At 67.2% G+C, this 11910-nt stretch carries 15 protein-coding genes; 7 read left to right on the top strand and 8 right to left on the bottom strand.

Features of this window, described 5'->3' with window-relative positions; translation table 11 throughout:
• Positions 1 to 16 precede the first annotated feature (16 nt).
• Positions 17 to 319, bottom strand: coding sequence for a hypothetical protein (locus HNP84_RS50355; RefSeq protein ID WP_185057290.1), 303 nt, complete (start codon positions 317 to 319; stop codon positions 17 to 19).
• 271 nt (positions 320 to 590) lie between these two features.
• Here HNP84_RS50355 and HNP84_RS50350 point away from each other — a divergent pair, with 271 nt between their 5' ends.
• On the top strand, positions 591 to 1115 hold the full coding sequence (locus tag HNP84_RS50350; RefSeq protein WP_185057289.1) for a hypothetical protein: 525 nt from the start codon (positions 591 to 593) through the stop codon (positions 1113 to 1115).
• A gap of 3 nt (positions 1116 to 1118) precedes the next feature.
• Here the strand turns inward: HNP84_RS50350 and HNP84_RS56635 are convergent, their stop codons facing one another.
• Positions 1119 to 2093, bottom strand: coding sequence for a helix-turn-helix domain-containing protein (locus HNP84_RS56635; protein WP_185057288.1), 975 nt, complete (start codon positions 2091 to 2093; stop codon positions 1119 to 1121).
• 42 nt (positions 2094 to 2135) lie between these two features.
• Entirely contained in the window at positions 2136 to 2426 is a 291-nt protein-coding gene (locus HNP84_RS50340) for a hypothetical protein (RefSeq protein ID WP_221337768.1), read from the bottom strand.
• Between the two features lie 561 nt (positions 2427 to 2987).
• Here HNP84_RS50340 and HNP84_RS50335 point away from each other — a divergent pair.
• Complete coding sequence (locus tag HNP84_RS50335; RefSeq protein WP_185057286.1) at positions 2988 to 3236, top strand: hypothetical protein; 249 nt, start codon at positions 2988 to 2990, stop codon at positions 3234 to 3236.
• Positions 3237 to 3317: 81 nt separating this feature from the next.
• Here HNP84_RS50335 and HNP84_RS50330 read toward each other — a convergent pair whose 3' ends face one another.
• The 3 genes from HNP84_RS50330 to HNP84_RS50320 form a co-directional block, all read right to left on the bottom strand.
• Positions 3318 to 3803 carry a winged helix-turn-helix domain-containing protein gene (locus tag HNP84_RS50330; RefSeq protein WP_185057285.1) on the bottom strand — a complete coding sequence of 162 codons (486 nt, stop codon included), beginning with the start codon at positions 3801 to 3803 and terminating at the stop codon, positions 3318 to 3320.
• 204 nt (positions 3804 to 4007) lie between these two features.
• Positions 4008 to 4712 (bottom strand): hypothetical protein, encoded by a 705-nt coding sequence (locus HNP84_RS50325; protein WP_185057284.1) that lies wholly within the window; start codon positions 4710 to 4712, stop codon positions 4008 to 4010.
• Positions 4713 to 4829: 117 nt separating this feature from the next.
• Complete coding sequence (locus HNP84_RS50320; protein ID WP_185057283.1) at positions 4830 to 5192, bottom strand: hypothetical protein; 363 nt, start codon at positions 5190 to 5192, stop codon at positions 4830 to 4832.
• A 499-nt stretch (positions 5193 to 5691) separates the two neighbouring features.
• Here HNP84_RS50320 and HNP84_RS52375 point away from each other — a divergent pair, with 499 nt between their 5' ends.
• The 4 genes from HNP84_RS52375 (at position 5692) to HNP84_RS50300 (ending at position 9397) form a co-directional block, all read left to right on the top strand.
• Complete coding sequence (locus HNP84_RS52375; protein ID WP_221337767.1) at positions 5692 to 6066, top strand: helix-turn-helix domain-containing protein; 375 nt, start codon at positions 5692 to 5694, stop codon at positions 6064 to 6066.
• Positions 6067 to 6161: 95 nt separating this feature from the next.
• The gene (locus HNP84_RS50310) at positions 6162 to 7556 is read left to right on the top strand and encodes a DDE-type integrase/transposase/recombinase (protein ID WP_185057281.1); all 1395 of its coding nucleotides are present in this window, start codon (positions 6162 to 6164) and stop codon (positions 7554 to 7556) included.
• A 33-nt stretch (positions 7557 to 7589) separates the two neighbouring features.
• Positions 7590 to 8399, top strand: a complete 810-nt coding sequence (locus HNP84_RS50305; protein ID WP_185057280.1) for an ExeA family protein — start codon at positions 7590 to 7592, stop codon at positions 8397 to 8399.
• 695 nt (positions 8400 to 9094) lie between these two features.
• Positions 9095 to 9397, top strand: coding sequence for a hypothetical protein (locus HNP84_RS50300; RefSeq protein WP_185057279.1), 303 nt, complete (start codon positions 9095 to 9097; stop codon positions 9395 to 9397).
• 44 nt (positions 9398 to 9441) lie between these two features.
• Here the strand turns inward: HNP84_RS50300 and HNP84_RS50295 are convergent, their stop codons facing one another.
• Positions 9442 to 10014: a YkgJ family cysteine cluster protein gene (locus HNP84_RS50295; protein WP_185057278.1), complete on the bottom strand. Its 573-nt coding sequence runs from the start codon at positions 10012 to 10014 to the stop codon at positions 9442 to 9444.
• A gap of 81 nt (positions 10015 to 10095) precedes the next feature.
• Positions 10096 to 10374, bottom strand: a complete 279-nt coding sequence (locus HNP84_RS50290; protein WP_185057277.1) for an HU family DNA-binding protein — start codon at positions 10372 to 10374, stop codon at positions 10096 to 10098.
• A gap of 1028 nt (positions 10375 to 11402) precedes the next feature.
• On the opposite strand from HNP84_RS50290, the gene HNP84_RS50285 reads away from it, so the two are divergent.
• Complete coding sequence (locus HNP84_RS50285; RefSeq protein ID WP_185057276.1) at positions 11403 to 11744, top strand: MarR family transcriptional regulator; 342 nt, start codon at positions 11403 to 11405, stop codon at positions 11742 to 11744.
• Positions 11745 to 11910 lie beyond the last annotated feature (166 nt).

Raw genomic sequence — 11910 nt, 5'->3', positions numbered from 1 at the left:
GCTGATTGCGGTTTCGCTATCGACGGGCGAGAACGAATTGGGCGTGGACTCGGATGATCTTGGTGCCGTCGCCGTTGTCTACGGTGCGGGTGGTGGCGCGGTAGGCGCCGTCTTCGATGCGGCGGAAGCCGCGGTAGCCGTTCTTGACGGCGTTGAACAGGCGGTTGGAGGCACGCCTGCCCTCTGGGGTGTCGGGGTTTTCGGCGACGACCGCCCACTTGCCTGGGTTGTTGCGGAGTTCGGTGGCGATGGGCGCGTAGTCGTCGTTTGCGGGGGTTCGGGGGGCTGGATCTTCCCAGCGGAGGATGCCGGTGGGCATGCCGCTCCGTTCGTTGGGGCTGTGATGCAGGGTCGGGCGGTACGTCCGCGCGACCCCTATTTCGGTCGCACACGTAGGTACCGACATAACCGACACTATCGTTTTGTGACGCGTCTAGCAACGTCTGACGCGTCATTTGCGTCATCGCAGCTACCACGCATTGGTCACGCAGAGTAATCAATGCATCGGAGATCTCATAGGACGTGCTGACGCGTCAGTTGGTACTGTTGCGCCGAGCCCGTATTGACGCATCAGCCACGAAAGGACACGCGTGGCCGACATCAGCCAGCCCTCAGATGTGGTTCAGTTCACCATCAGCCGAAGGGAACAGCCAGGACCTCTACGGCGGCGCATCTCCATCCGCGCCGCCGCCAAACGCGCGACGGAGTTGTCCGGCGAGCTGTTTTCCGAGGTTGCATGGCGACGCATCGAATCAGGCGACAAGGACCCGCAAGATCTAGAGATCGTGCTCATGGCGGCCGCGATCAACGATCTGGCGAACGAAGTCGTCATCAGCCCTGACGACCTCGCCGCGCATGGCCGGCCAACGGCGGCCGAGATGTTCCGCGACTGGATTCGAGAGAGGACCGTGGCCGATCCAGCGCTTGCGGGCATCGATCCGAACCTCACGCCCGAGTCACTCCAGCAGCAACTTCAAGCGATGCTCGGCGAGATCCGCGCACTGCCGGGCATCACCGCCACAGAGCGGGCTCAGATGGAGAAGGTCCTGTTGTCTCACCTGGAATCGACACTCAAGGCGTACAGCGCCCAACTGCGCATCCTCCGGCCCAAGTAGCCGTCAGTTCATCCAGTGGCGCGACGCATGGGCGCCGAGTTGGTACAGCGTGGTGACCCCGGCCTTGCGCTTCAACTCGTCGAGACGGCGATTGACCGTACGGGGGTGGACCCCCAGCGCGCTGGCGATGCGCTCGACGTGGGCTCCTGCTGCAAGCATCTCGACGATCACCATCTCGTCGGCGTCCAAAACGCCGGTGCCGGTGAATCGGCCGGGGTCGGGCTGGAGCGGTAGCGCCCGCTCCCATTCGGCCTCGAAGACCTGGACAAGGAAGTCCAGCAGATTGCCCGGGTGGACGAGCAGCATCTGGCTGACGTCGTGACCCTGCGGGTGGACGTCGTGATCCCGCGCGTAGCGGGGCGTTATCGCCATGCGCCGATCCCCGATGAGAAGCTTGTGCGGCAGCCGGTCAGCGAGCCGGATCTCACACCCCCGGTCGAGGGAGTGGTGCAGCCCTTTGATCGCTGACTGGCTCTGGAACACCTTCCACTCACAGATGACGCGGCACTTCGCCGGATGGTTTACACGGTCTGGCCCTCCGCTCGCGCCGGTCTTCTCAGGCGGGCTGAGCGCGAGGAACGGCGCGGTGATGAGTTGCATGATCTCGTGCTCGGCCGTGGCGTTCAGGTCCTCATACCAGTGCTGGACCTGCTCGCGGTGGGTGAGCACGGTGATGACGTCCCCACCGGCCGGGTGGTGAGCGTTGTCATAGAGGCGGTCCAGCTCCTCCACGTACGACCGGACCCGCCGGAGCTCCGCCTCCTGCTCGGTGAGCACACCGTTCATGGCGATCGATGGGCGCCGCGCCATCAGGGGAGTTCCGTGCACGAGTCCCCGGACTGTCAGCTCGTACAGGTCGTCATGGACGTCGTCGCCGAACCGCTCCTGCAGCGTGTGGACGCTGGTGGGGCCGGTTGCGAGCAGGTGCCGGTAGAGGCGTTCCTGTCGAAGGCTGAGGCCGGCGATCCTGTGCGGCACGTCTGTCTTCCCTCCCCCGATGACGTGGCGGTTTGCATCGTTTCAGCGAGAAATAGAGGCGGTTCCTTGCCGCAGTTCCTCCAGCACGCGTGCGTGCTTCCGCGCTACCAGGAGCGTCTGCCGCGCCAAGCGGATCCGTCGCCGCCACCGCAGGAGGTGAACGGTGACGGGGATGGGGACGGTAGCGGTCCACAAGCTCACCAGCACCAACGAGGCCGCGCCGAGAGCTTCATGGGTGTACAGGACGAGGAACGAAAAGGCGGTCGTTGCCCAGCTCGTGATCGACATGGCGGTCAGGCTGAGCAGCCACATGCGAATGGTGTGGCAGATCACATGGTTCTCCGAGACTGGCTGGGTCCTTGCTGTCGTCCGGCCCGCTGTGGCGGCTACATGCCGCCCATGTGGGCGTTCTGCGCCGCAGTTGGGACGCCGATAGTGCGACTGGGCGACGGCACCGCAGGGGCGTCGGTCTCCGCAGGCGAGGCCGGCTCGGTCGCCGTGACGCTCGGCTTGGGAGTCGTACGGACGTCGTCGGCGTAGGCGATGCCGGGTGCCATCGTGAGCAGAGACGCAGCGGTCAGAGCCACAACGTGCCTGGTCAGGCGCGGGAACGGTCTCGTGATCATGGACATGCAGGGTCTCCCCCCGGATTGGAACGGTACGAACCAAAAGGATGCGGACACCCCGTTGACATTTAGCCACCCAAGGGCGTCACGCGGCGAGTGACCATAAAAGTATCTTTACGGAGAGTTGTCTACATTTCCGGGCAGCATCTTAACGACATGGCACTTCTCTGACACGGCTTACGCCGGGTGACGCGTTGGGCCAAGTGCGCGCTTGTCAGACGGGGATGATAGAACGCTGGACAAATCGTTCGTCGAGAAAGGCAGGACCATGAGACCAGCGGTCGCGGCCCTCGGAGCGGCCTTCGTCATCGGCACTTTGGCGTTCCTGGCAGTCGTCGCCCACATCGTCATCAACGGCGCCCCCCACATCGAGCACATCGCCATCACGGCAGGATCCTGCCTGCTCACGTGCACAACAGTGATGCTGGCCGTCCGCTGGCGGCCGCACATCAGCGGCATCACCACGCCCGCAGATGTTTACGAGATGGGGTTAGAGCAGGTCAGCGATCGGCGCTGACACAAAAATGGCACGTGATGATGTCGCTGTCCGATCGCGACTGCACCGCGCGCCGTTACGAATTCCCAGCCAACACTCAGGTCAACTCGTGGTCGGCCATTTATCGCGACTTGCGACGAATGTCCCAATCGCGGGTACGGTGTAGACCCACCCCTGCTCACGCAGCAGAGCGAGGGCCGCACGGACCGTTTTCTTGGCGACGCCGTGTTCTTCCATCATCTCCGTCTCGGAGGGCAGCACCTCGTCTGGCTGATAGCCGCCACGCTTGATGCCCTCGGCGACGGCGGCCGCGACCTTTTCGAACGGCCACGGCTCGCGGATCTTCGGGGCGTCCTCGGGGCCAACGTAGGAACCTTCGGGGCGGACGGTGTAGATGACGCCTTCCTCGCGCAAGATGGCCAGCGCCTTGCGCACCGTCAGCCGCGACGCGCCGTGGGCCTCGCCGAGTTCGGCTTCCGTGGGCAGCGCCTGGCCGGCCCGAAGCACGCCGTTGTCGATGTCGGCCCGGATGGCGTTGACGATCACCTGGTAGATCGGCACCGGGCCGCGGGGGCCTCGTTTGGTCATGACCGAAGCATACATGTGGGGTACCTTCACATACATCCAGAGAATCAGTAGTCATGGCGGGGAGTGGTGATCCCCGGGACAGGGGAAGCCCCGGCGCCAGCGGCGCCGGGGCTTCCTCGCGCATTGTGCAGATACGCACGCCAAGCCTACGCCGTGCCGCTTGTCAGCATCGGCGGGCCGGGGAGCGCCGCCGCGCCGCGCTGGTCATCGGCGGGCACCGCGGATGGCGTCGTATACGTCACGGACGAGGCGGGCGTCGCCGAGCGCGGTGTGTTTGGTTGCCGGGTCCTCTGCGACGCCGACGATCTCCCAGGCTGGGCTGTCGGCGGCGCCGACCAGCCAGTCCTCGACGTACGGCACGGCCGTGGGCTCGAATGCGTCCTCTACCTTGCCGTCGTAGGCCGCGAGTCGGCCGTCGATGTAGCCGATCAGGAGGTCCCGGACATTGATCATTCGGTGGTGGGCGGTGAGGATCTGCCCGTGACCCCTCAGGAACTTCTCCAAGAACTTCCGGTCGAACGCCGGGTTGTTTGCAACGATCGTCGCACCGTCCAGGCGGCGAGCAAGCTGCGCCGCGATGGCAGCGGCGCTCCGATCCATGTAGTAGTCGCCCGGCGCCGGCGGGTTTCCGGTGTAGCGCTTGATCCAGGCGGCCCCCTCGGGCGCTTCGGCGCTGGTGCAGAGGATCTTGCCCATGCCCATGTTCACGGTCGTGACGCGGGACCGCTCGTAGTACCGGCCGATCTGCACGGAGGCTGGGCTGGCCTGGGCCAGGTCAGGACGGACCTGGTACCAGAAGCCGCAGTCGTCTCGGCCCGGCTCGCGGAGGATGAGGAAGATCTCCCACATGTCGCCGGTTCGCTCGTCGAGGTCGGTCGTTTCGGTGTCAAGGAAGGCGAGCTTCTTCATTGATCTCTCTGTTTGTTCGGAGGGAAGGAACCCCGGCCGGCGTCGGAGGGCCGGACGGGTCTCGCTCGTCGCGCTGCCCCGCCCAGGCGGACGGGGCAGCAGATTTCGGTTTCGCTATCAGCGGTAATAACCAGGGGATTTGTCGCCGCCGTGGATGCGAATCTGGTACTCCTCCTCGGAAGTGAGGAGACGGGCAGTGAGGGTTTCGATGCCCTCGCGGCGCGCTTTCCAGATCCGATGGAAGCCGTCGATCGGCATGTGGCCCAGGTCCTCGATCGGCGCAATGATGAGGGGCTTGGTCAGGTCAACGGTGGCGGCATGGGCCTTGTCGATCCGGACGAAGGCGAGCCAGGTGGCTGCCTCGGCGACGGACACGCTGATGGTGTCCCGGCCCGTCGTGATGCGTTCGGCCTCGGTGATGTCCCAGGCGTAGGCGAGGAAGTGAAACCTCTCTCGCCGCACGGCAGGCTGGGCGGTCACCGGTCCTCCTCGTTGAGGGCTGCGGTCAGGCTGTCACGGAGGGCGGTGGCTTCGGCCTCGGTCATGGAGCGCAGGCTGCCCTCAAGGGTTCGGTTGCCGGGTGTTGAACGACTTTGAAGATGCCGATGTAGTGGTCGGAATGCGGCATCCTGTCTGCCGACAAGATCGGATGCATGTTCCCGGGAGCCGGTGAGTTCGTCGGCGGCGGCACCTTGCCGACGAAGGGCATGCAAAGGCCCTCCCGGTGTCTCTTGGCGGATTCGCCCGGGAGGGCCGTGATGCGCTCGGAGGCGCTGTGCTCACGGTAGGGGCGAACGCGGAAAAGGTCGAGCGGCAGCTGTCTGCCCGGGAGTTGGCGTGCCCGGATTGCGGGGCGCCGTTGAAGCCGTGGGGGTGGGCCCGGCCGCGGACGTTGCGCGGCGGCGCGGCGGCGGTGGTGGTGGTGCGTCCGCGGCGGACTCGTTGCCTGGGGTGTGGTGTCTCGCATGTCCTTCTCCCGGTGTTCGCGCTGGTCAGACGGGCGGATCTGGCGGAGGTGATCGGGGCGGCGCTGGCGGCCAAGGCGTCCGGGCGCGGGGTGCGGCCGATCGCTGTCGAGCTCGGGCGGCCGGTGGAGACGGTGCGCGGCTGGCTGCGCCGCTTCGGCGGGCGGGCCGAGCTGGTGCGGGCGCGTTTCACCGTGCTGCTGGTCGATGTCGGGGTCGATCCGGTGCCGCCGGCACCGGCCGCCACGGCGTTCGGCGATGCGGTCGCCGCGGTGTTCGGCGCGTCGGTGGCGGCGGCCTCGCGGTGGCCGGACGTCGGCAAGGTGTCGCCGTGGCGGATGGCCTGCGCGGCCAGCGGCGGGCGGCTGCTGGCGCCGTCCTGGCCTTGATCAACACGCAACACGAGCCGACCCTGATGATCGTCGGCCGGTCTCTGCGAGCCTTCGCTGGTCATGTCCCATGACCAGTGACCAGGAAGGCTGTGTTGACCAAGAAAGACGACGACCAGGTCGCCCGGCTGGAGCGAGCCCGCCAGATCGGCCTGTTCCGTTACATGCTCATCCGGGAGGCGGCCGATCCGTCGCTGACCTCGCGTCAGCGCGGCGCGCTGGTGCGCGCGATCGCCGGCGTCCCGCATACCGACCCCGACGGGCGCACCATCTGGATCACCCGCTGGACGCTGGATCGGTGGATCTCCGACTGGCGCAAGGGCGGCTTCGACGCGCTGGTGCCCTCGCCGCGCCAGGCCCAGCCGCGCACCCCGCCGGAGGTGTTCGAACTGGCCGCGGCGTTGAAGAAGGAGAACCCCGCGCGCACCGCGGCTCAGATCCGCCGCATCCTGGTCATCCAGCACGGCTGGGCGCCTGATGAGCGCACGCTGCAGCGGATGTTCGTGCGCACCGGTCTGACCGCGCTGCGCGCCCCCGTCGAACCGGCGGTCTTCGGCCGGTTCGAGGCCGAGCGCCCGAACGAGATCTGGACCGGCGACGCGCTTCACGGGCCCCGGATCGGCGGGCGCAAGACCTACCTGTTCGCCTTCATCGACGACCACAGCCGGGCGATCGTCGGGCACCGGTGGGGGTTCGCCGAGGACACCGTCCGCCTGGCCGCCGCGCTGCGCCCCGCGCTGGCCTCGCGCGGCGTCCCCGAGTACGTCTATGTCGACAACGGCTCGGCGTTCGTGGACTCCTGGCTGATGCGGGCCTGCGCCAAGCTCGGCATCAAGCTGGTGCACTCCACCCCAGGCCGGCCGCAGGGCCGGGGCAAGATCGAACGCTTCTTCCGCACCGTGAACGGCGAGTTCGTCGTTGAGATCGCCTCCGGCGAGGGCGAGGTCGGCCGCCAGGTCGGCACCCTGGCGGAGATGAACCGGCTGTTCACCGCCTGGGTCGAGGGCGTCTATCACCGCCGCACCCACACCGAGACCGCGATGGCGCCGCTGGCGCGGTGGATGACCGGCGCCCCCTACGCCGTCCCGGCCCCCGGCGACCTGGCCGAAGCCTTCCGCTGGTCGGAATGGCGCACCGTGTCCAAGACCGCCCTGGTCTCCCTGCACGGCAACCGCTACCAGGTCGAACCCAGCCTGTCCGGCCGCCGCGTCGAGCTGGTCTTCGACCCGTTCGACCTGTCCTTCCTGCGAGTGCGCTGCGACGGCGCCGACGCCGGCACCGCGCTGCCGTTCCAGATCAACCGCAACAGCCATCCCAAGGCCCGCCCCGAGGTCCCCGCCGAAGAACCCAGGCCCACGACCGGCATCGACTACCTCGGGCTGATCGACGCCGCCCACAGCGCCGAACTGGCCAACAAGGTCAACTACGCCGCCTTCGCATCCGACCTCGACCCCGTCATCGAGCCGCCCAGCGGCCCGGCCGGCCCATGACCGCCCGTCCCAGCCCTCTTCAGGAGTCTCCTTGTGATTGAGAAACTGCAGGCCCACTACGGCTTTTCGCGCATGCCCTTCGGCCGCGACCTGGCGCCCGGCATGCTGCACCGCCACTCCTCGCACAACGAGGCCGTCGCGCGCATCTCCTGGTGCATCAGCGAACGCTCCATCGGTGTGGTCACCGGCGAGGTCGGCGCCGGCAAGACCGTCTCCGTCCGCACCGCCCTGGCCGGCCTGGACCCCTCCAAGCACACCGTCATCTACCTGCCGAACCCGATGATCGGCGTCCGCGGCATCCATGAGGAGATCGTCAACACCTTCGGCCAGCGCCCCGCCCACCTCGGCTCCCGCCTGGCCGTCCAGGTCGGCAAGACCTTGCTGGCCGAGCGCGAGGAGCGCGGACGCACGCCCGTCCTGGTCCTAGACGAGGCCCACCTGCTCACCTACGAGCAGTTGGAGACCGTCCGCATGCTCACCAACCAGGGCATGGACCAGGACTCGCCGCTGTCTTGCCTGCTGGTCGGCCAGCCCACCCTGCGCAGGACCATGAAGCTCGCGGTCCTGGCCGCTCTCGAACAACGCACCGCCCTCCGTTACACCATGCCGGGGATGACCTCGGCGGAGACCACCAGCTACGTCAAGCACCACCTGAACCTGGTCGGCCGTCCCGACCAGTTGTTCACCGAGGACGCGCTGGCCCTGATCCACACGACCGCGCGGGGATATCCCCGGGCCATCAACAACCTCGCGCTGCAGTCCCTGGTCGCCGCGTTCGCCTCGGGCAAGAACCTCGTTGACGAGGCCGCGGCCCGCTCTGCGGTGAGCGAGGTGGTCGACTGACCGACCGGCACCATGCCGACGAACGACGACACCTTGCCGATGAACACCCCGTCGCACACCCCCGCGGCGGGGTGTTGTTGTCGCAGATCGTTGGCATCTTCAGTGCCTGCTTCGTCGGCATTTTCAGCGCCGGGCAACAGCCGGGGAGCGGGTGGATCTCGAACTCGTCGGTACCGTCTATGTGGAGTATGGCGACGGGTGAGCCCGCGATGGTGTATTCGTGCGGTTCGGCGTTGGCGGACACGGGTTTCCCCTTCCGGGCGGTGTGGTGTTGGTGCTGGTAGCGGCTCGGCCATCAGGCGGCGGGAGGCGAATTGATCTTGAACTCTTCGCTCACCCCAAAGACAACATTCCATAGACCGCTATATACCTTATGTAGACCGATGGATATGGGCTACACACCGAGGGCGTACGCTGTAGGTCCCACACGACAAGACGACGGAAACGCCGTACGGTTGGTAGCACGCCACGCCACCACAGGAGTCCGCACCGCCATGCCACGCAGGTCCAATCCGCCACAGTCCGCAGCCGTCGGGCCGGATCCCGCAGCGGCACAGCAGCCGATAGCGGGACCGCAATCAACGGGCCGGGCGGCGCGGCGACGCAAAGCCAGATCCCCCCTCCTCCACCCCACCGTCGCCGCCCTGTACAAAGACATCGACGATCGCCTCACCGACGCCCTCGAGACCACCGGCATGGGCCTGCAGGACGTGTTCGAGCTGGCCATCAACACCTACTGCGACGCGCTGGAGCCGCCCATCCCGGCCAATATGCCCGCAGACGCCAACCTCAAGGTGCCGCGCGACCCCCACCAGCCGCCGCCTGGCACACCGGTTGATCGTCCCACCGTCAAGCCTTCAGCCGTTGTGCGGCTTGAGCGCAACACCAGGGCGAGGCTCGTCGCCGCGTGCGAGCAGGAGGAGATGGGCGGGAAGGCGATCATCAACGACGCCATCGAGGCGTACCTCGACGAGCTGAACTTCGACGGCTCCGAGTAGCGATGGGGGCGCGAGCCGTCCCCCGATCAGCTCGCGCCCCAACGTCATCCGCGCCGGCGGCGCGGCCGCTTCTTCTTCGGCGCGGCAGGCAGGGCGGTGCCGTACCGAGCGGCCTTGTCCCGCCAGTACTCGACGGCCTTCTCGGGGTTCGAGGCGAGCCGGTTGTTCTTCGCGGCGTCCTGGACGGTGCGCCGGAACTTCGGGTCATCGAACCTCTGCCGCAGACGCTCCAACTCCTCGGCGCTGAGCGCGTCCGGCTTGCCGACGTCGAGCGACTGCGCCAGCAGAGCGTGCCCGTCCGCGTCAGGCAGTAGCCCTTCCTCGGGGAGGCAGCCGTACGTGCACGGCATCGTCTCCGTGGCGCCCCACAGGCGGCACAGCATCGGGCGGATGTCGTACACGCTGCACTGGCCGTCCTTGAGCGCCGGGCAGGTGTAGTTGCCGGTCTCGACGAGCTCGGCCAGGCCGTCCTGGTAGTGCGGGATCTTCACGCCCCGCTCCCGGATTCGCTGGTGCTCGCGCGGGTTCATCCCGATCGGGCCGCACGCGTCCTGGCACAAGCCCTTGCACCCGGGCTGGGGCACCTGGGCGTACAGCTCCTCGAGGGCGGTATCCATCTGGGATCGCTTCATATGGTGTCCTTCATGAGGGGAAACGTCGGCGGCCCGCGCCCGCAGCGGACCGCCGACGAGCTGGTGTTACTTGTTGACGGCGTCCTTGGCTTCCTTGGCCGGCCGGAAGTTGAACACCCATCGGCCAGGGACGTTGACCTTCTCGCCGTTGTTCGGGTTCCGCGCCACGCGGCCCTGCCGGTAGACCTGCTCGAAAACGCCGAGCCTGCCGATGCGGACCTCCTGCCCGGTGGCGACCGTGCCGACGATGATGTCGATGAACGCCTCGACGCTGCGCTGGGCGGCCACCTTGGTCGGTGCATCGGTCCGCTTGGCGAACTCCTCCACGAAGTCCTTCTTGTTCATGCGCTGCTCCCCCGGCGTGACGGTTTCGTTGGTACAGAACGGTAGAGCACGCGTCAGACGCATAGAATACGTCAGACGCATCAAATGCGTCACTTCGCCGGTTGGCGGGTCACACGGCTTCCCACAAGGTGCGCGGGATGCCCTCGCTGCCCGTCGCACGCCGCGGGCGAGACGGCCTGTTCCAGCCGGGGCGGGGCCGTCGCTGAGCGATGACCCGCCACCCGGCAGCGCGAAGGCTCGCGCTGCTCTCGCCCACCCGGATGGACAGGCAGGACCAGTGTTCGCATGGGCCGACGCAAAGCGGGCCGTACATGACCGCCCGTAAAGTGCAGAAATCGTGACGATTCCTGCCAGGCATGAAATCGTTCGCGATTGGATCGCGCCGACCAGCAGTTTCCCCGCCCCGGTCCCGCAGGTCACGCCGGTCCCGTACAAATAACGGACACAGGCGATCTACATCATACTTCCGGGCTTCCCGTGCAGGTCAGCAGGCATAGACATGCAAAAGGGGCGGAGCTGGCTGGTTTCGCCATCCTCAACTCCGCCCCACCCCATACCGACACACCAGCAGAACTCAGCCGGAACCCCGCAATGTGTCGCGTAAAGGGTATTACGCGTCCGCAAGGCCATCCCCTCAGATCTGCTCGCGGACACCGTCGATGATAGCCCTTTGCCTACCGCCCTTCTGTCATTCCAGGACGACAGGCCACGCCTACAGTTTTCCAATTGTTCTTATAGGTATCAAGGCGACGGCGCTCCGCGCCGCCGCACGCCGGGGAGACGCCCGCACGAACCGGATCGGCCAGCGGGCCGGGCATGCGGCCTGGGGGCCGGTCCCGCCCGCGCCGCCCGGCCCGCACGGGCGCAACCCCGCCGCCCACCGACCGGAGCCGTCGCCGACCCAGCCCCCACCCGCCGACCATGGACGCGCCGCCGCCCTCCACGACCGCCCCACATGATCACTCTTAACTCGCCGCACCTCAAACGTGCCGCGTTATCCTGACGTCACACCGACGCGAAGGGTGATCATGGAGCGTGACCACGACCCCACCGGGTGGACCTTCCTCACCCGTCACGCCCGCGCCCTGATCCTGATCCACCGTGATCCACACATCCGCATCCGTGATCTCGCCACCACCATGGGCACCACCGAGCGCACCGCTCAAAACATCGTCGCCGACCTCACCGCAGACGGCTACCTCACCCGGTTCCGCACCGGACGGCGCACCACATACCTGATCGACTCCACCAAGAGCCTGCGCTACCCGCCAGCCGCCCCGCTTCCCGTCAGTGCCCTACTGGAAGTGTTCGCCGCCAGCGCGCCCCAGGCCATCACTCCGGCCGCACGCCCAAGCGCGCCCATGCTCTAGACGAAAACCCCCCGTTCGGGCAGGATGCAATGCACCGCGACGGCCGTTCTTCCCCTGCAATAACGGCCGTCATGCCCCTTCCGGTGGCGCCGGCTGAACTGCTTCGCAGCCCTACGGGTGACCTTCGGCCATTCAGCCGGCCCCACCTCCCCGCCGCACACCAACC

It is taken from the genome of Thermocatellispora tengchongensis (assembly GCF_014202315.1).
Lineage (GTDB): Bacteria > Actinomycetota > Actinomycetes > Streptosporangiales > Streptosporangiaceae > Thermocatellispora > Thermocatellispora tengchongensis.
This window is presented reverse-complemented; position numbering and strand designations above follow the sequence as displayed.

Excerpts from the sequence above, each read along its gene's own strand:
- HNP84_RS50355 (WP_185057290.1), bottom strand. The coding sequence starts at position 319 with ATGCCCACCGGCATCCTCCGCTGGGAAGATCCAGCCCCCCGAACCCCC.
- HNP84_RS50285 (WP_185057276.1), top strand. The coding sequence starts at position 11,403 with ATGGAGCGTGACCACGACCCCACCGGGTGGACCTTCCTCACCCGTCAC.
- HNP84_RS50330 (WP_185057285.1), bottom strand. The coding sequence starts at position 3,803 with ATGACCAAACGAGGCCCCCGCGGCCCGGTGCCGATCTACCAGGTGATC.
- HNP84_RS50325 (WP_185057284.1), bottom strand. The coding sequence starts at position 4,712 with ATGAAGAAGCTCGCCTTCCTTGACACCGAAACGACCGACCTCGACGAG.
- HNP84_RS50335 (WP_185057286.1), top strand. The coding sequence starts at position 2,988 with ATGAGACCAGCGGTCGCGGCCCTCGGAGCGGCCTTCGTCATCGGCACT.
- HNP84_RS50300 (WP_185057279.1), top strand. The coding sequence starts at position 9,095 with ATGGGCCTGCAGGACGTGTTCGAGCTGGCCATCAACACCTACTGCGAC.
- HNP84_RS50295 (WP_185057278.1), bottom strand. The coding sequence starts at position 10,014 with ATGGATACCGCCCTCGAGGAGCTGTACGCCCAGGTGCCCCAGCCCGGG.
- HNP84_RS50290 (WP_185057277.1), bottom strand. The coding sequence starts at position 10,374 with ATGAACAAGAAGGACTTCGTGGAGGAGTTCGCCAAGCGGACCGATGCA.